Origin of the sequence: Nocardiopsis kunsanensis DSM 44524 (assembly GCF_000340965.1) — a bacterium.
GTDB classification, from domain to species: Bacteria; Actinomycetota; Actinomycetes; order Streptosporangiales; family Streptosporangiaceae; genus Nocardiopsis; species Nocardiopsis kunsanensis.
Map to the genome: position 1 here is coordinate 85,098 of NZ_ANAY01000022.1, position 16,848 is coordinate 101,945.

The 16,848-nt window shown below is 67.6% G+C and carries 21 protein-coding genes and 2 pseudogenes; 13 read left to right on the forward strand and 10 right to left on the reverse strand.

Annotated elements, in window-relative coordinates; genetic code table 11:
* Window positions 1-91 precede the first annotated feature (91 nt).
* Both D456_RS0115525 and D456_RS0115530 read left to right on the forward strand, forming a co-directional pair.
* The gene (locus D456_RS0115525; RefSeq protein WP_239643851.1) at window positions 92-334 is read left to right on the forward strand and encodes a hypothetical protein; all 243 of its coding nucleotides are present in this window, start codon (window positions 92-94) and stop codon (window positions 332-334) included.
* 122 nt (window positions 335-456) lie between these two features.
* On the forward strand, window positions 457-3,813 hold the full coding sequence (locus D456_RS0115530) for an efflux RND transporter permease subunit (RefSeq protein WP_017577105.1): 3,357 nt from the start codon (window positions 457-459) through the stop codon (window positions 3,811-3,813).
* 19 nt (window positions 3,814-3,832) lie between these two features.
* On the opposite strand, the gene D456_RS27780 is transcribed toward D456_RS0115530, so the two are convergent.
* The 4 genes and pseudogenes from D456_RS27780 to D456_RS25715 all read right to left on the reverse strand — a co-directional run bounded on the left by D456_RS27780 (window position 3,833) and on the right by D456_RS25715 (window position 5,366).
* Window positions 3,833-3,961, reverse strand: a complete 129-nt coding sequence (locus tag D456_RS27780) for a hypothetical protein (RefSeq protein ID WP_275040486.1) — start codon at window positions 3,959-3,961, stop codon at window positions 3,833-3,835.
* On the reverse strand, window positions 3,962-4,408 hold the full coding sequence (locus D456_RS0115535) for a tryptophan 7-halogenase (protein WP_026115922.1): 447 nt from the start codon (window positions 4,406-4,408) through the stop codon (window positions 3,962-3,964).
* Between the two features lie 127 nt (window positions 4,409-4,535).
* A pseudogene (locus D456_RS25710) lies at window positions 4,536-4,764 on the reverse strand (SAM-dependent methyltransferase); the annotation flags it as partial.
* A gap of 332 nt (window positions 4,765-5,096) precedes the next feature.
* A complete protein-coding gene (locus D456_RS25715; protein WP_338036327.1) occupies window positions 5,097-5,366 on the reverse strand; it encodes a TipAS antibiotic-recognition domain-containing protein in 270 nt (89 codons plus the stop codon).
* 45 nt (window positions 5,367-5,411) lie between these two features.
* Here D456_RS25715 and D456_RS0115545 point away from each other — a divergent pair, with 45 nt between their 5' ends.
* From D456_RS0115545 to D456_RS25720, 4 genes are all read left to right on the forward strand, one after another.
* Window positions 5,412-5,921: a GNAT family N-acetyltransferase gene (locus D456_RS0115545; RefSeq protein WP_017577107.1), complete on the forward strand. Its 510-nt coding sequence runs from the start codon at window positions 5,412-5,414 to the stop codon at window positions 5,919-5,921.
* Between the two features lie 288 nt (window positions 5,922-6,209).
* Window positions 6,210-6,740 (forward strand): DUF4352 domain-containing protein, encoded by a 531-nt coding sequence (locus D456_RS0115550; RefSeq protein ID WP_017577108.1) that lies wholly within the window; start codon window positions 6,210-6,212, stop codon window positions 6,738-6,740.
* 541 nt (window positions 6,741-7,281) lie between these two features.
* Window positions 7,282-7,566 (forward strand): helix-turn-helix domain-containing protein, encoded by a 285-nt coding sequence (locus D456_RS24280; protein ID WP_017577109.1) that lies wholly within the window; start codon window positions 7,282-7,284, stop codon window positions 7,564-7,566.
* 45 nt (window positions 7,567-7,611) lie between these two features.
* Window positions 7,612-8,028, forward strand: a complete 417-nt coding sequence (locus D456_RS25720) for a HipA N-terminal domain-containing protein (RefSeq protein WP_083904603.1) — start codon at window positions 7,612-7,614, stop codon at window positions 8,026-8,028.
* On the opposite strand, the gene D456_RS0115560 is transcribed toward D456_RS25720, so the two are convergent.
* The 3 genes from D456_RS0115560 to D456_RS0115570 form a co-directional block, all read right to left on the reverse strand.
* Window positions 7,961-9,043: a Fic family protein gene (locus D456_RS0115560; RefSeq protein ID WP_017577110.1), complete on the reverse strand. Its 1,083-nt coding sequence runs from the start codon at window positions 9,041-9,043 to the stop codon at window positions 7,961-7,963. The two genes, D456_RS25720 and D456_RS0115560, sit on opposite strands and share 68 nt — an antisense overlap.
* A gap of 670 nt (window positions 9,044-9,713) precedes the next feature.
* On the reverse strand, window positions 9,714-9,902 hold the full coding sequence (locus tag D456_RS0115565) for a hypothetical protein (protein WP_017577111.1): 189 nt from the start codon (window positions 9,900-9,902) through the stop codon (window positions 9,714-9,716).
* 61 nt (window positions 9,903-9,963) lie between these two features.
* Window positions 9,964-10,227 (reverse strand): hypothetical protein, encoded by a 264-nt coding sequence (locus tag D456_RS0115570; RefSeq protein ID WP_017577112.1) that lies wholly within the window; start codon window positions 10,225-10,227, stop codon window positions 9,964-9,966.
* 80 nt (window positions 10,228-10,307) lie between these two features.
* On the opposite strand from D456_RS0115570, the gene D456_RS26860 reads away from it, so the two are divergent.
* The gene (locus D456_RS26860) at window positions 10,308-10,457 is read left to right on the forward strand and encodes a hypothetical protein (RefSeq protein ID WP_160166731.1); all 150 of its coding nucleotides are present in this window, start codon (window positions 10,308-10,310) and stop codon (window positions 10,455-10,457) included.
* Window positions 10,458-11,494: 1,037 nt separating this feature from the next.
* Window positions 11,495-11,632, forward strand: coding sequence for a hypothetical protein (locus D456_RS26865; RefSeq protein WP_160166732.1), 138 nt, complete (start codon window positions 11,495-11,497; stop codon window positions 11,630-11,632).
* Window positions 11,633-11,838: 206 nt separating this feature from the next.
* Here the strand turns inward: D456_RS26865 and D456_RS27535 are convergent.
* The 3 genes and pseudogenes from D456_RS27535 to D456_RS25725 form a co-directional block, all read right to left on the reverse strand.
* Window positions 11,839-12,126: pseudogene (locus D456_RS27535) on the reverse strand (arsenate reductase/protein-tyrosine-phosphatase family protein); the annotation flags it as partial.
* Window positions 12,127-12,138: 12 nt separating this feature from the next.
* The gene (locus tag D456_RS27925; RefSeq protein WP_017577116.1) at window positions 12,139-12,483 is read right to left on the reverse strand and encodes a three-helix bundle dimerization domain-containing protein; all 345 of its coding nucleotides are present in this window, start codon (window positions 12,481-12,483) and stop codon (window positions 12,139-12,141) included.
* Window positions 12,480-12,632 carry a low molecular weight phosphatase family protein gene (locus D456_RS25725; protein WP_017577117.1) on the reverse strand — a complete coding sequence of 51 codons (153 nt, stop codon included), beginning with the start codon at window positions 12,630-12,632 and terminating at the stop codon, window positions 12,480-12,482. Before D456_RS25725 ends, D456_RS27925 begins: the two co-directional genes overlap by 4 nt.
* Here D456_RS25725 and D456_RS0115595 point away from each other — a divergent pair.
* From D456_RS0115595 to D456_RS26870, 5 genes are all read left to right on the forward strand, one after another.
* Entirely contained in the window at window positions 12,623-12,952 is a 330-nt protein-coding gene (locus tag D456_RS0115595) for a hypothetical protein (protein ID WP_017577118.1), read from the forward strand. The genes D456_RS25725 and D456_RS0115595 overlap by 10 nt on opposite strands.
* Window positions 12,949-14,100 carry a hypothetical protein gene (locus D456_RS0115600; RefSeq protein ID WP_017577119.1) on the forward strand — a complete coding sequence of 384 codons (1,152 nt, stop codon included), beginning with the start codon at window positions 12,949-12,951 and terminating at the stop codon, window positions 14,098-14,100. Before D456_RS0115595 ends, D456_RS0115600 begins: the two co-directional genes overlap by 4 nt.
* Window positions 14,097-14,564 (forward strand): hypothetical protein, encoded by a 468-nt coding sequence (locus D456_RS0115605; protein WP_017577120.1) that lies wholly within the window; start codon window positions 14,097-14,099, stop codon window positions 14,562-14,564. Before D456_RS0115600 ends, D456_RS0115605 begins: the two co-directional genes overlap by 4 nt.
* Before the next feature lie 371 nt (window positions 14,565-14,935).
* Window positions 14,936-15,148, forward strand: coding sequence for a helix-turn-helix transcriptional regulator (locus D456_RS27540; protein WP_239643855.1), 213 nt, complete (start codon window positions 14,936-14,938; stop codon window positions 15,146-15,148).
* Between the two features lie 1,126 nt (window positions 15,149-16,274).
* Window positions 16,275-16,808: a hypothetical protein gene (locus D456_RS26870; RefSeq protein ID WP_204366780.1), complete on the forward strand. Its 534-nt coding sequence runs from the start codon at window positions 16,275-16,277 to the stop codon at window positions 16,806-16,808.
* The last annotated feature ends 40 nt before the right edge of the window (window positions 16,809-16,848 follow it).

Here is a 16,848-nt window from a genome sequence, read left to right on the forward strand (position 1 = left end):
GCCGCCACGGTCGCTCGGAGAGCGACCATGAGCTGATGGGCCGGCACCCACGAGCGATTCGCCGAAGCGGCGCCACCGATAGCGTCGAGTCATGATCAAAGCAATTCAGACAGTAGCTTTCGTGGTCGCGGTCATGGGTGTCAGCGGAGCCATCGACCATTTGTTCGTCCAGCCTTTCCTGAGTCAGGTCCTGAATTTCTTCAACCGTTTCGTTATCCCTGGAATCCCCTTCCTGGAGGGTTACGAGCTCTACGCGAACTTGTTCATCGCTGCCCTGGCGGTGACGGTCCTGATCGTGTCCGACCGGCTCGACCCGAACCGGTCGGACAAGTAGGGAGCACGAACTTCCCGAACGGTGCTCGGAACCAGAGATATCACCCCGGGCAACCCACGAGGAAACAAGGAGGAAGCACGGATCATGTTGATCCATTCGCCGCGAAGTAGATGGAGAAAGCCATGGTAGGGCTCACCCGATTCAGTATCGTGAACCGCATCCTGGTGGTCCTGCTCAGTATCGTTGTCGTTGTTTTCGGGTTCATTTCCATCAGTGCGATGAAGGTCGAGCTGTTCCCTTCGCTGGACCCGCCCAGCGCACACATCTACGCCTCCTACCCCGGAGCTTCACCCGAGGTGATGGGCCAGGAGATCGCAGAGCCGATCGAGTCGAGCCTGGAGTCACTGGACGGTCTGGACGAGCTCGCCTCCACCTCCACCCAGGGCCTGACGGTCATCGAGGCCGACTTCGAGGTGGACGCCGACGCCGAGCAGTCGATCGACGGTGTCCGGCAGCGCGTCAACGAGGCCCAGGCCAATACCCCGGAGAACACCGAGGTCGAGGTCATGGACCAGGGGGGCGGTGAGGACGACGACTTCGTACTCACCTTGTCCGCCGGCGCCGACGAGAGCGCCGGGACGCTCTCGTCCAACCTCGACGAGCACGTCGTACCGGCCCTGGAGGAGATCGGGGGCGTCCGCCAGGTGGACGTCTGGGGCGATCAGAGCCAATACATCGAGATCACGCCGGACGAGGACGAGCTCGAGGATCGCGGTCTGAGTATGGAGAGCATCACCTCCGTGCTGGAGGGCAGCGGGCTCCTGCGGCCCGGAGGCGACCTCACGGTGGACGAGCAGACCCTGGCGATCACGGTCGGCAGCGACAACGCCACCCTGGAGGACCTGGAGGCCCTCCACATGCTCCCCGAACCCGATCCCGCGGACCCGGACGCCTCTGTCGACACCGTGCGGCTCGACACCGTGGCCGACGTCGAGTGGGCTGTGCAGGAGGAGGAGTCCTACACCCGGGGCAACGGCTCCGACGCGGTCAGCCTGACCGTGTACAAGGAGCGGGCCGCCAACATCATCGAGGTCTCTCAGCAGGTGCACTCGGCTCTGCCGGCCCTGTCCGAGGACCTCGGGTCCGAAGGCGAGCTGTTCGCCACCGTCGAGACAGCGCCCTTCATCGAGGACTCCATCGACGGCCTCGTGAACGAGGGCCTCATCGGTCTGGTCGCCGTCATCGCACTCATCATGCTGTTCCTGATGTCTGTGCGCACGACTCTGGTCACCCTGGTCTCGATCCCCCTCTCCCTGCTGGCCGGCCTCGTCGTGCTCTGGTTGACCGGGAACACGCTCAACATCCTCACCCTCGCCGGGCTCACGGCGGCGATCGGTCGCGTGGTGGACGACTCCATCGTGGTCCTGGAGAATATCAAGCGACATCTGTCCTACGGCGGGGAACGGTTGCGCTCCATCGTCACGGCAGTGAGAGAGGTGGCCGGCGCGGTCACCTCCTCGACGCTGGCCACGGCGGCGGTGTTCCTGCCACTGGCGTTCATCGGGGGCGAGCTGGGACTGCTCTTCCAGCCGTTCGGTATCGCGATGTCGGTGGCTCTGTTGTCCTCCCTCGTCGTCGCCTTCACCGTCGTCCCGCTCCTGGCCCACTGGTTCCTCAAGGACGAAGCCGTGCCCGAGGAGGAGCGTGAGGAAGCCGTCCGGCAGGCTCAGGAGCGTGAACGCAAGAGCTGGATCCAGCGCGCCTACCTGCCCCTCATCAAGGGAGCGGTCCACCGCGGGAACGGCGGATGGCGGACCTGGCGCCGTTGGGGCATCCTCACCACGGCGTTCGTGCTCTTCATCGCCAGTATCGTCCTGGCCACGGGGCTGCGGTTCGTCTTCCTGGAGGACAGCGGACAGAACCAGCTCAGCATCCAGCAGGAACTCCCGCCCGGTACAGCCCTGGAAGTCACGGACGAGGCCGCGCGGGAGGTCGAAGAGCTGCTCGCCGACGTCAACGGCGTCGACTCCTACGAGGCCACGGTCGGCAGCGACGGCGCCACCACCGAATCCCACTCCGCCAATTTCTGGGTGACCGTCGACCCCGAGAGCGACGTGACCGAGGTACGTAGCGACGTCCAGGAGCAGTTGGACGGTCTGGACGACGCGGGGACCCTGACGGTCGGGACCATGTTCCAGTCGGGTGAGTCCAGCGGCAACCAGGTCGAGGTGGAACTGCGCTCCGACGACGCCGACGACCTGGAGGAGGCCGCCGCCGACGTCGCCGATATGATGGAGGACGTCGACAACGCCGGCGACGTGACCAACGAGTTGGACACGGTCGTCCCGGGTATCGACGTGACGCCCATCCCCGCGCGCGCCGCCGAGAACGGCTTCGACGACGAACAGCTCTCCTGGTCCATCGAGAGCGCCATGAACGGTATGAACCTGGGCCGAATCATGCTCGGCGGGACCGAGCGCGACATCATGATCGATCTGGGCGACGCGCCTGCCGACCTCGACGAACTGCGCGACCTCGAACTGGAGGGCGAACGCGGCACGGTCCGCCTGGAGGAGGTGGCCGACGTCGAACAGGTCGAGCGCCCGGCCGCCGTGACACATACCGAGGGCGAGCGCAGTGCGCTGGTGGGGGTCGAGGGCTCCACGATGGACCTTCCGCTCATCTCGGACGAGGTGACCGCCGAGATGGAGGACCTCGGACTGCCCGACGGCGTCTCCTACACGGTCGTGGGTGATGCGGAGACGCAGGAGGAGGCCCGGAGCGACCTGGGGATCGTACTGCTCGCCTCGATCGCCATCGTGTTCGTCATCATGGTCGCCACACTCCGGAGCCTGGCCCAGCCGCTGATCCTCATGGTGTCCGTGCCGCTGTCAGTGACCGGTTCCGTGGTCGGCCTGGTCGTGACCGACACCGCGATGAGTATGTCCGCAGGTATCGGGATGCTCATGCTGGTCGGCATCGTGGTCACCAACGCGATCATGCTCATCGACCTCATCAACCAGTATCGGTCCGGGGGGACGCCGCTGGCCGAGGCAGTCGTCGAGGGGACGCGACACAGGCTGCGGCCGATCCTCATGACCTCTCTGGCGACGATGGGTGCTCTGGTCCCGATGGCCATCGGAGTGGGCAGCGGGAGCGTGTTCATCGCCCAGGCCCTGTCGATCGTGGTCATCGGCGGTCTGGCGAGCTCGACCCTGCTGACGCTCATCGTGGTCCCGACCCTCTACATGATGCTGGAGGAGACCAAACAGAGCCGGCGTGAGCGGCGGATCCGCAGGACCGGCGAACGAGAGCCCGAGAGCGCCGGCACGGCTGCCGAACCCGCCCCGCAGGAGGGCACTTCCGAACAGGAAGAGGCCGGTGAAGTCTCCGGGGGAGACCGGCACGGACCGGAGAGGGCCCACCCGGTTCAGCCCGGGACGGTCACGCAGGAGAACGATTCGGCGGAACCCGGACGGTCCGGTGCCGGGGACTCCGCTGACGACCGGAACGAGGCCGGGGGCCAGGAGGAGAGTTGACCCCCGTGCACGGGAGAGATCAGCGGGATCCCGCCAGGGTCGCCGATGTCGCCACTGCGATGCCGACGTAGGGGCAGCTCATGAAGGAATGGAACTCTTCCGCCGCCATGGCTGCAGCGCCGTGGGCCGGGGAAGGGGCAGTGCTCACTCACGGAGGTTCCCGGATGCTCGCGGCCGCCCGGGAGGTGGGACGCCGACTCCTCGATCCCGCCCGGAGGTTCTTGAACTCCTGCTGGACGTCGGACGGGTCGATGCGGGTCGCTGCCGACCCGTGTTCATAGCGGTGGTGGTACAGGGGCCACTGCCGTTGACGTCCCTCCCGCAGGACGCGCAGGACGACGGTGCGGTTTTTGGGTAGTAGCTTCTGGAAGGACTCGAACTCCAGGCCGAGGGACTGGTTGACGAGCAGCCCGCAGAAGCCCGTGCAGTCGGTGAGCAGGTCGCCCGAGGGGTCGACGTGGTCGTACCCGGGTGTGTACGTGGTCGGTCCACCCCTGCTCGTTCTGGGCGACGTGGTCGAAAAGGTGGAGGTTGTGCCGGGCGGCGAAGTCCGAGGCAGAGCCCCGTCCCTGCTCGCGCAGGATGTCGAGACCATCGACCTCTCACGCGGTTGCGATCGCGAAGCCCGTGACCGTCGCGTTGAAGAGCCCCGCCGATCCGCTGCCGGAGGGGAGTGGTCGAGGCGATCCCACATCTGACACGATCCCTTGCCTTCGGCCGGGTCACACGGTTCTGACGCCGGGGACGCAGAGGATCCACTGGCCCCGGCCTCACGGAACCCCTGCTCCTTGGCCATGATCTCCTCGGCGTGGTTCCAGGCGAAGAAGAGTGCGTAGCCGGGGTAGGGAGAGGAGAATGCCGCTGCCTCCCGGACCGGGGCGTGCACGGTCGGCGTGAGCCGACCCTGCTTGGCGGGGTGCTGTCGCACACGAATTCGACGAGGTCGGGACCGGATCGGTGTCGAGGTGCGGCGCCGGTGGAAATCGTAGTGATGCGGCCGGACGGTCTGCGTTCGGAGTGAAGCTCAGGTCCCGGGTTCCGCGGGCCGGCCGCCCCGCAGAGACCCGGTCACGAGCCCGGACAGCAGAACGCTCGCGGGCACCGCGACCGCGACGCAGGCACAGACCGGCCACTCCGTGAGCGCACCGAGCAGCACACTCGCGAGCAGGCACAGGATGATCGCGCGTGGCAGCCGGGGATGTCCGGCGCGGGGATACGGGGGGTGTGGACCGCTTCGGGGCGTCCATGGAGCGGCTCCTTCGCAGTGGGGTCGGTGGGGACGATCATGCCCAGGTGGCGGTGGCCGGATCGACGCCGTGACGGCGGGCGTTGGCGTCGATCACCTCGTGCATCCACTGTTCCAGGCCCGGTGCCAGGGCTTTGTGGTTCTTCCGGAACCCCGGGTCTTCGACGTAGGTGCGCCCGATGAGCATCTGCATGGAATGGGAACAGCGTCGGGCTTCACGTCGCGTGAGGGTCAAGCGCCGACAGGGCACGGGGAATGAACCCCCGGATCCCGGGAACCAACGGGTGTGAGGCGCACGACCACACACGGCGGCACCTTCCCGCCCCCAGGGAGACCGCCTGGAGAGCAGGACATGTTCCGCATGCGCAAGGCGACCGCCGCCGACATCCCCGCCGTGGCCGACATGATCCGCGCGCGCTGCTCCTGGCTGGAGGACCGCGGGCTGCCTTCCCTGCGGGAGGACGCCGACGACCTCGCCGGCCAGGCCGAGCACGGTTTCATGTGGCTGCTGTGCACCGACCCCGGGACCTCTTCCACGGCGGAGGAGATCGTCGGCTGCACGACGGTGCTCGACCGCGGCACGTCAGAAGGGTGGACCGCCGAAGAACGTGCGGACGACGCCCTCTACCTCTTCTCCACGGTCACGCACCCCGAGTACCGGGGACTGCGTCCGGGCACCACCATCTCCCGTTGGGCCGTCGACCAGGCCGCCCGCCAGGAACGCGACTGGGTCCGGCTCAGCTGTTTCGGCCCCGAACTGGCGCGCTACTACCAGGACCAGGGGTTCGAGTCGGTGCGCGAGGTCCCCGCCGTCGGCGGGGACCTCCATCTCCTGGCACGCCGGCCCGAGCGGCTGTTCTGAGCCGCTGGAGGACACCGCCCACGCAGGCGACCGTTGGAGAGTGCCCATGGCTCGGTCGAGCCGAGACGGTATTTCAACGAGCCCTTGCCCCGTATTTCCCCCTCCTCCGGTACAGGGGAGAGAGACTTGAGGTGGAAGTGCGGGGCGTTACCGGGGGCGGGTTCTTGCCGGGAGTGGTGCCCTGTGTACCCACAGGATCCGAGCGGCCAGGAACCGCAACAGGGCGGGCCGTACCCGCCTCAGGGATGGGGTCGGCAGCCGCCGCAGGAGAGGAAGGCCTGGCCGTGGGTGCTGCTGGGCTGCGGTGTGTCCGCCCTGATCGTGCTCCTGCTCGGCATCGGTTGTACGGTCGCGGTGCTCTCGGGAGGAACCGAAGGGACCTCCGGGACGGAGTCCGGGGAGGGGACGGACGGCGGTGCCGGTGAGGCCGACGAGACGGTCGGCATGGGAGAACCCGGAACGATCGGGCAGTGGGAGGCCATGGTGGACAACATCGACACCTCCTCCACCCACGGTGACGAATTCTCCATGGAGGAGGCCCAGGGCGAATTCAAACTCATTGCGCTCACGGTCGAGAACATCGGTGATGAGGCGACGTACTTCGACGAGTCGGGTGTCTACCTCGTAGGAGAGGACGGGAACCGCCATTCGTCCAGCACGACGCTCACGGACGACTCGCTGTTCCTGGAACAGATCAACCCCGGGAACGAGGTCTCGGGGACCGTCGTGGTCGATGTCCCGGAAGGAACCGGGCTCGACAGTGTCGAGATCGAGGACACCGGATCCTCGGAAGGGCCCCTGGTCATCGAGGCGGAGTGATGGCCGTGCGCACGGGAGGGGGTACGGGTTCCCTCCCGTCACGCGCTGGTTTCCGACCCGGCGGGTCGGCGCGCACAAAAAAGAGAACCGGGCCCGTGTGGTGTCCGGGACCGGTTCTCTCTCCACTGTCTCAAGGTGGCGCACTCGGGAGGACTCGAACCCCCAACCTTCTGATCCGTAGTCATCGGATGATGCGATGAATAATCGCAGGTCAGAGTCCATGTGGTGGCGCCTCCTCGCTGTACAAATCCACGTATGCGCCACGCCGCCAGAATCTCTCTCCAGGGCGGCTCCCGAGGCTTCTGCGGGCATTGAGCTCCCTCAGGCCATGGGGGCCGGTTCGGGTCCCATGACCGGCGTCAGACGGTGGACGTCGGATGGGCTTGCGCCGCTGCGTTGGTCTTGTCGCATGCGAACCACAAAATCTCGCGGGTAGGGCCAGGCAGGGTTTCGTGTGGGCGTACCCCGCATGCTCATCGGCCCACCTGAAGGTGTCCATTGTCTGTCGGTTCTACTGTCCCTGTTCGAGGACATGCTTACAATGTTCTCGAACGAGGACGGAGAGCACGCGATGCCGGAAGAGTTCGCCCTGACGGGGTGGTCCAAACTGGGCGCTCTGGTCCGCGAGACGCGGCTCTCTCAGGGTTTCAGTCAGGCGGCCCTGGCCGACCGGGTGGGTGTCGCCCGCTCCTGGCTGGCCCGCGTCGAGGCCGGACACCGCGGTGTCGAACTGGAGCCCTTGCTGCGACTCCTCGCCGCCCTGGACCTCACACCCACCCTGCGATCGAACCGCGACGTGGCACCGGGGCAGCCGAGTCTTGATTAGGCCCCTGCCGTACCCGCACGGATGTCCCCTGCCGTACCCGCACGGATGTCGGGTACCCGGCAGGACTCGACGGACGACGTCGGCGCCGAGCTGAGGACGGCTTCGCAAGAGCGTCGGGCTTCCTGGGGCCTGCCGAACACCAGCGCCAGGAGACCGACGCTGACTGAGCGTGTGGCCGTCCTGCTGTCAGGTGAGATCGTGGGCCACCTGGAACGCGCAGCGCCCGACGAGGACCCCACGTTCTCCTATGCGGCCGAGTACGTGCAGACCGCTGAGGCGGCCCCCTCCGCGCGCCTGCCCCTCCAACGGGCAGCGAGACTCCTCGCCGGGCTCAACAAACAGGCGTTCGCGGACAACTTGCTCGATCGAGATCGCCGATCGTGGATGTGTCAGCTCACTCGGGGCGCGTCAACACGTCCAGGAACTCGTGGTTCACGAAGAGGCGTTCTCGACCGACCTTGACGTCGCGGAGGAGCCCCGCCTTGACCAGTGCGTGCAGCCAGGACGACGCAGTCTGGCGCGAGACATCGCATCGGTCGGCCACGAGGTTGATGCGGCAGTAGGGCTGCTCGAACAGGACGGCCAAGAACTGTGCGTCCCGTCCTCCCGTAGTGGCAGCGCGAGCTCGCTCGGCAATGTCCTCCTGACACGTGCGGATGGCTTCGATCTTTCGAGTCGTCGACACTGCAGAGTCGCGAACAACGTCGAGCATGTAGAGGACCCATTCGATCCAGGCGCCGTCAGCTGTCACGGCTCGCAGGAGTCGGTAGTAGTCGTTCTTGCGGGCGATGATGGCGCGTGAGAGATAGAGGATCGGGTCGCGCAGTAGACCGGCCTCGATCAGCATCAGGATGTTGATGACGCGGCCGGTGCGTCCGTTGCCACCGTGGAAGGGGTGGATCGCCTCGAACTGGTAATGGGCCACCGCCATGCGCACCAGCGGATCAAGATCGTCTTCAGCGTGAACGAATCGCTCCCAGGCCGAGAGCTTCTCGCGAATGAGGTCGGCGCCCTCGGGCGGGGTGTACACAACCTGCCGTGTGGTCGGGTTCGCGATGCGCGTGCCGGCCACTGCACGAATGGCCATTTCCCGGCCCTGCAACTCGGAGCAGATTCGGACAGCTGTCGCAGACGTGAGCGGCCGGTTCCTGATCGATTCGAATCCGGCGAACAGCGCGCTCCGGTAGCGCAGCGCCTCCTTGGTGGCGTGGTCTCCCCCGCCGGAGTCGGCGTGCTTGAACAGTTCATCGGCCGTGGTCACGATGTTCTCGATCTCGGAGCTGGCTTGCGCCTCGAGCAGCGGGACAGCGTGGATCAGGATGTTGGGGTTCGGCAGCAGCTGGCCGGCCTGGGCGAGTGTCGCAAGTGCTGTTCGGGCTTCGACGGTCGACTTGAGCACGGGTTTGGGCTCCAGGTCGAGGCCTGCCGGCGGCAACGGGGGCAGATCGTTGAAGGGAACGTCGGGACTCCAGGACACGCGTCAACTCCTTCGACATATCCGCACCACATGTTAAGAATCCTGGAGGAACCTAACATGTTCCCGGGATGTGTCAGGTGCCTCGACACGTCCTCATCACACGTTGATCCGTGTCTCGGCGAGGATCCGGGCTATCTGAGTTCTGGCATACCGGCAGGCCGCGAGCATGACCCCCACACCGCGATGCCCTACCCACCCCTCTGACCTGACCGATGACCAGTGGGCCCTGATCGAGCCCTTGCTCCCACCGGCCAACACCGGATGGCCGTCCCGAGAGGCGCCCCGCCGCGATTGCGTGGGCTGGCCGGATAACAGGACCCTGGCTCACCCCTGGTACACGGTGGAACGCTCCTGAACCGGAATGGTCCACCGCGGTACAGCGATGGTACGCGGGCCTGCGGACGTGGAGCCGACAGGGTTTCGACGTCCGCGTCGCTCCCGGCCTGACGGGGTGGTGGCCGGGTGTGGAGGCCGACATCGCTATCCAGTGAAAGGCGGCCAACCTTCTGAAACGGTTGGCTCCCACGCGGCTCTGCGGGCGAAACCTCAGTTCGGAGTGTTTGTTGCCTGGACTCGACTTGGCTCGCACGCTGGAGGCGGAACCCGCGATGAGGTCGAGAAAGATCATCGGCGAACGCCTCGCCAGGGCTGACGGCTGACAGGGTCCCGATCAGTCCTGGCCGTCGTCTGCTTCCCAGGTGGCGTAGTCCTCCTCGAGTTCCCGCTTGTACTCCAGCCAGGAGGCACGGGCCGTGTCGACCGACGCTGACCTCTCGGGCGTGTGCTCCTGGACCGCCACGGCCAACAGCAGGTCGAACCCGGTGGCGTCGGGCAGGAGCAGGACCGAGCCTGCGGTCACCGCGAGGCCTGTTGGGACCAGGCCCCCTCGAAGACCTCGTCCAGCTCCGATATCTCCTCGCTCAGCAGCTCCAGGAGCCCCCAGGCGAAGGTCGCCGAACCGGGGGATCGTCGTCCGGGAAGCCGGGCAGTGGTTTCTCCGTCCTGCGTCGATCACGGCAGAAGACCTTGATCAGGATGTCGCGGCCCGCCCTGTCCTCCAAGACGATGGTGGGGCAGGAGTTGTCGTCGATGTGGGCGACCCGTCCTTGCTGGAGCAGCCCGTCGAGGAGGAGGGACAGGTCTTCTTCGCGTTCGGCCAGTAGCTCGAAGATGCCCGAGGCCATCGCTCGGGCCTGGTCGGGGTTGTCGTCGGTGGAACCGTACGGAGTGCTCTGGCCCCAAGGGAGTGGGGTTCGATATCGTCGTGGTCGCGGAACCCGCCCGTATCGTCGCCGCGGAGCCGCGTGGACTCCACAGCCTCTACGTGGCCCTCACCCGCGCGGTCAGCCACCTGCACATCATCAATGCCGAACCCCTGCCGGCGGCTCTGAGAGGCACTCCCGTGGCGCAGTAGCCCGATCACTCGCATCGCCGGCGCGGCCACGACCAACGGCTCATGGGAGTGTTTTCACGAACGGGGCCTCCTCGTAGTCGTGCACCGTGGCCGGATCATCGTTCGCCACCGCATCCCACGGACACCCGGCAGTCGCGCATGGGGCTTGTCCCGCCTGGCCGGCTACGGCCTCCGGCGGCCCCGCCGGTCCGCGCCCCCGTCCACGCGGGCGGTCCAGGCCGCGACCCGCTCCAGGAACGTGTCGGCCGTGTACGGGCGGTCTCCGGAAAGGTCGGCACGGCGATGGCGCGTTCGAAGAACGCGGAGGCTCGCCGGCTTGGGCGCCACGCACCCGTTCGGCTCCCATCGCGGCCTGGCACGGACGGCCCGGGGCACGGCACAACGGCCATGCCCGGTCCGGTTCGCGGAAGGACCGTCGCGGCAGCGCGTGGGAGTGAGCGGTACGGGGCGGCGCGAGCGCGCTGGAGTCAGGCGGCGCCTGTGCGGTGTGAGATCACGGCATCATCCCGGGTACGGTGCCGCCCACCCGTCGCCGTCCACTTGGCCGACGTCACGCGACACAGGAGTCATTCCAACCCGGGTGCCACCGGTTGTCAACCGACCGATGCGGGCGAGGCACCCGATCAGGGCGTACAGCGAGACCTTCCACCACGGCTTCCGCTCGACACCGACCGGGACCGCTCGGGGCGGCGACGGACGCGAGGCCGTCGAACTCTCCCAGGAGCTGGGACCCGACGTCCTCCCGCCTGACCTCCGGGTACCCGGAACGGATGGGGCTCGCCGCGGGCTCGGAAATCGCCGTACCTCTTCCGCGCGCCGGTGGTGGTGGTCCTGACCACCTTCGCCATGGAGGAGTACGTTCACCAGGCGCTGCGCGCGGGAGCACGCGGATTCTCTCGCAAGGACACTCCGGTACGTGAGTCGATGAACGCGGTCCGCGCCATGGACCACGGGGACGCCCCACGCGCCCCCAGCCAGCATCACCCGCCGCCCGGAAGTGCTCACCGAGCGGGGCGGTGGCTCTGGGGGCCGTCGGAATGTCCAACGCGGAAGCGGCCGCCGCGTTGAACATGCAGGGAGGGACGGTGAGGGCGCACGTCAGCCCCATCCCCGGAAAGCTCGGCGGCGACAGGGTCCAGGAGGCCGTCCTCGCCCACGAGGTCGGATGGGTGTAGCGCACACGGGCGGTACCGCCCGAACCAGGATCAGCGCTCCGCGCGCTGGGGCAGACTTCCAGGTTCCACGAAGAGGTCAATGGCATTCCCTGCCGCCGAGGTAGTCCCCAAGACGATGGGTCCGAGGCGGGACCGCCCAGCCGCCACCGGATCTTTCGGCGACCCCTGGAAGCGCGTTGGCGGCCGGACGGGCCCCGCGAGCGCGTTCACACGGCGATCTCCAGCTCTGCCAGCAGAGCGCGTACCCGCTCCGCGATGGCGTCGCGGATCGACCGCACGGCGACCAGGTCCTGGCCGTCGGGGTCCTCCAGGGTCCATTCCTCGTAGCGCTTACCGGGGAAGACCGGGCAGGCGTCCCCGCAGCCCATGCTCACCACGACGTCAGCGGCGCGAACCACCTCGTCCGTCCAGGGCTTGGGGAACTCGGTCGAGATGTCGATGCCGATCTCCTTCATGGCCGCCACCGCGGCCAGGTTGACCTCCTGGCTAGGCTCGGAACCGCCGGATCAGGCGATCGCCCGCTCGCCGACCAGGTGTTGGAAGAAGCCCAGCGCCATCTGGCTGCGCCCGGCGTTGTGCGTGCACAGGAACAGCACGACGGGACGGCCGTCGTCCACCTTGTTCTCGATCCGCGCCAGGGCGCTGAGCCGCTGGCGGGCGAAGCGCTCGGCCAGCAGCGGTAAGAATTGGGCGATGGTGGCGCGCGCCGCGAACTGGTCGTAGCTGGAGTGCAGGAACCGCTCGATGGTCTCGGTGTTGAACACCCCCGCGAAGTCCTTGGCGAGGTTGCCGGAGGCGACCTTGAGGGAGTACTGCTGGTCGACGGTGAACTGGCGGGGCCGAACGGTCATGGTGTTCCTTCCGGGTGCAAGGCGGGCGCGAGCCGCTCCACGCGGTCGCTGATCTGGGCGAAGGCGTCCTCGAACGCCTCCTCGGCGCCGGTGCGCACCGGGTCGGGAACCGACCAGTGCAGCCGGGGGCGGTTCGGGGGTGTCCTCACTGCGTATCCGGCGGGTCGACGACACCGTCCACCTGGCCGGGCGCGTCGCCAAGACGACGGGGGAGGGTCGGCCGCGGCGGGCCTCCATGGCCGACCACCGGGCCTTCCTCCCCTCCTCCGGTGTCTTCCACTCCCTCGTGCGCACGGATCTCGGTATCAGGCGATTCGCCGTCGTCAACGGCTTCCTGTGGCTCGATTCGCTGCCGCGTGTCGACAGCGGGTCACTACCCGAAGGCGAGTGGGTCTACCTGAACGAGTCCTGGCACACCGACGCACCCTGGGAGGGCACCCTTCCCGATGAACCGCCCGCGATACCGTGAGCGGCACCTACACCTACTACGTCACCGACCTGCTCAGCGGGAGGATCATCGGTGACCTCCCGCTGACCGGGGTGGGTTTCACCCGGGTCCTCAACGCCCCGGGCACCTTCAGGGGCAACCTGCTCACCCGTGATCCGCGTGTGCGGGCGCTGGCGCTCCGGCGGCTCACCGAGCCGGGCCGGACCGCGCTGTACGTGGACCGCGACGGCGTCCTGGTGTGGGGCGGGAGCATCTGGACGACCCGTTACACGGCCGAGGACGGCATGCTGGAGGTGAGCGCCGCCGACTTCCTCTCCTATTTCGAACACCGGTTCGTCCTGCGCTATCCGCTGCTGCCCGGGGTTCCGGTCGCGGAGCAACCGCCAGTGCGCTTTCCCGCCGAGGGGGAGGAGGACGTCGACCAGCTCTCCATCGCCGAGTCCCTGATCAACCTCGCCCAGAGCCCCCCGGGCGGCGATCTGGGTGTCCGGGTGCGTCGCAGCGGCAGCGCCCCGCACACGCCGAGGGACGTCACCTACCACCCCTTCGACCTCAAGCCGGTCCTGGAGGCGCTGTCGGACCTGTCGGACCTGTCCGACGCGGTCGACGGCTTCGACTTCATCTCCGACGTCCGCTATGCGCGGGGCGTTCCCGAGAGGTCGGTCCTCTTCGGCGCTCCCCTGCTGGACCAGTCGGGAGCCGCGCACCTGTGGGAGTACGGAGCCGGACTGGTCGACTTCGACTGGCCAATGGATGCCGCGGACGCGGCGAGCCGGGTGTTCGCCCGGGGCGCGGGCAGCGGAGCCGAACAGTTGATTGAGTTCTCGGCGATGACCACACACGGTCCGCGGCCCGTTCCCCTGTTGGAGAGCGCTGTGTCCGCGCTCGACATCAGCGATCGGAGCCTGCTGGGCGCACTCGCCGAGCAGCGCCGACGCAACCTGGAACGTCCCGTGACCCTTCCGGAGCTGACCGTGCGGGCTGACCACCCGCCGCACCTGGGCGCCTACAGGGTCGGTGATCGCGCGCGCTTCATCATCGACGCCCCCTTCTTCGCCGATCTGGTCGACGTGACGACGCGCATCGTGGAGTACGAGGTCTCCCCGGGGGACGACGCCGAGGAGGAGCTGGTCCGGCTCACCGTCACACCGACGGAGGAGACGCCGTGAGCCGCGTCAACCGTCCGGACTCGCTCCTCGACCAGCTACGCGACATGCGTCGCCGGTTGGCCCGTCTGGAGGCGTCCCGACACCAGCCGGGTGAGGCCGCAGCGCTGTTCCGCGGGTCTGCCGGGCCGAGGGCCGCACCGCCCGTCGGCGGTCCGATCCTCCCCGCCCGTGGACGCGACCAGTGGAGCAGCACCTCCGACACCCGGGAGACGGTCGGGCACACCTGGTGGGAGGAGGGGAGCGGCCATGCTGAGGTACTGCTCACAGGGAGTGCCAGTGCTGATACCACGGGGCTGGCCCGTGTGGTGGTCGACGGAGCGCCGGTGGGACCGGAGCTCTCGCTCGGTGACATCCCCGCACGCCTGCGCCTGGCCGTGGATCCGTACGGCGCCGCGGAGATGGAAGTGCAGGTACGGCGAACGGGCGGTGACGGAACCGTGTGGGTCACCGCCGGACTGGCCTGACACAGAGGGAACAGCCGGGGTGAGGCGCATGCGGGCGTGCGGCCACGGGATGCGTTCCCGCCCGGGAGGTAGCCCTGACCCGTGCTCCGCCCCGTGGCGGACGAGGCGATCGCACGTGGTCTGTGGTGAGGACGAAGAGCGGCCGGCGTGCGCCCTGCCAGACCTGGCGCCTGGCAGGGGCCGCCCTCGACCCCGGTCGTCCCCTGCCCGGAACGAGACACGAGGGGTGGGCTCGGCACCGCCCCCTCTGGTCCCCGGGCGCTGAGCTCTCGACCACGTATGCGCCGCAGCCATCCGTGGGCGACCGGATCCGGTCTCTGCCAGCCGGATTCCGTTTTCGTTTGTCCTCGGACGAGGACGGAGAAGGTGTGATGCCGGAAGAATCCACCCTGACAGGGTGGTCGAAGCCCGGTGGGCCGGTCCGCGGCATCCGGCTCTCCAAGGGTCTCGGCCAGGCGGCTCCGGCGACCCGGGCCAAGGGCGCCCGTTCCTGGTTGGCCCGCGTCGAGGCCGGTCACCGCGGTGCCGAACCGGAGCTCCTGCTCCGCCTGCCGGCCGCTCTGGACCTCACTCCCGTTCTGTGACCGAACGCCGGTGCGCGGCGACAGGCACAGCCGTGTCCGGACGAGGCCCGTGCGGTGCCCGCAGGGGAGACGGCAGTCCACCAGGACCCGCCGGACGAAGCCGGCGCTGGTCTGCGTGCGGCCTCACAGGCGCGTCGGGCTTCGAGCTGAGTTGGGCCGATCTGGTACAGGTCCGGTGCACAAAGGATCCTGATCAGGGAGTTCGGGCTGGTCGGGGCTCCGGGTGCGTGGGCTGGGCGGGCTCCGGGGGCGAGCTTCACGAGACCACCCTGGCACCATCGGTTCGGTCAACCGGATCGCGCGCGCATCCCGTTCGGGGGGTCCGCACCATTTTCGGTCAGTTCATGTGGTCAGTTCAGGACATGCACCAGAAACATCCGGTACGTGACCTTCGACGCGCCCGACCACTGTCCGACCGTGACGCCGAATGCCGACCAACGATCAATGACCAACGGCGGACGGCGGCACCCGTACCTGGTCTATGGCACGCCCCTTTCTGCACGTGCGGGTACGAGCGCGGCCTCTCCGTGTTCGGCGGCGGTGGGCGTCCGGCACGCCCCCATGGCCGAAGCCGTGACCTGTGGTATTGCCACGTCGATATGACGCCACCTGCCCTTTTGCTCATTACCGTATCAATTTGTGCTTATCGTAACGGGCTAACCGGCGGGACGCCGTAGGGGCATCCGAACCATGCCAGACAAGCAACAAATTCACCCTTGACGCATGACATTCCCCATGTTAGCTTCATTCACGAACTTTGACTGCATCTTTAGCATTAAATGCTCGAGGGTTGTGGGAAATAAGTTCCATGTGATTCAGTGGCAATCAGCTTCTGATGCTCTGGGTTTGTCGCCCGAATGTGCCCAGGCGTGGGCGCATTAATTCAGTATGTGCAATCATTGCGCTAGGGGTGGCCGTGCGGCGGCTTTCTTTATTTTTCAGAGTTGATTTCTGCCCGCTCTCCGTCTCGATTGTCGAATACCTTCTCGACGCCGGACACGTCGTGTGCGTCCAGGGCGGCGCGTGGCGAGCCCTGGACATTCGCGACGACGACCTCCTCGTCATCGGCCCCGGGGAGTCCCCGCCAGTCGTCTGCGACCACGAAATCGTGCCCGGAGGGGCCGCCGTGACCGACACGGGACGGAGCCTGCTCGAACTCGACCTCGTCGAGGACGCCAACGGACTGTCGGCCCGTTGCGGTCTGCGCTCGGACGGGCACCGGTACCTGCTTGCGAGTCGGCCCTGCCCGGGACCGGCGGAGCGGCCGCTCGGGGTGGCCGTGCTGCGCGAGACGCTCCTGGACACCTGCGTCGACGCGCTGATCGACCTCAGCAGGAACGTTCCTGTCGACGAGTGCCCCGTACTCCCTGACGGGGGAGGCAGCAGGTTCGCCGAGTTCGTCGCGGCGGAGCTGAACGCCCGCGCCACCGCGGACCGCGTCCGTGCCCTGGCCGGGGTCCGCGAGTACTTCCGGTGCGCCGACGTCCTCGTCGACGGGGACGCCGCGGGCGATGAGGGCGTCCTCGAGTACCAGATCCCCGACGAGTACGTCGACGAGTTCGGAGCGCGCCAACTCGAATGGCTTGCCCTCTCCCTCCAGATGCTCCTCAACTCCAGGAAAGGGGCAGTGTACGGCCACTTACTGAGCCTTTCCGAGTAATGATCGGTGACTCTGTGTGAGTACAGGTCAAGCTGTGCGG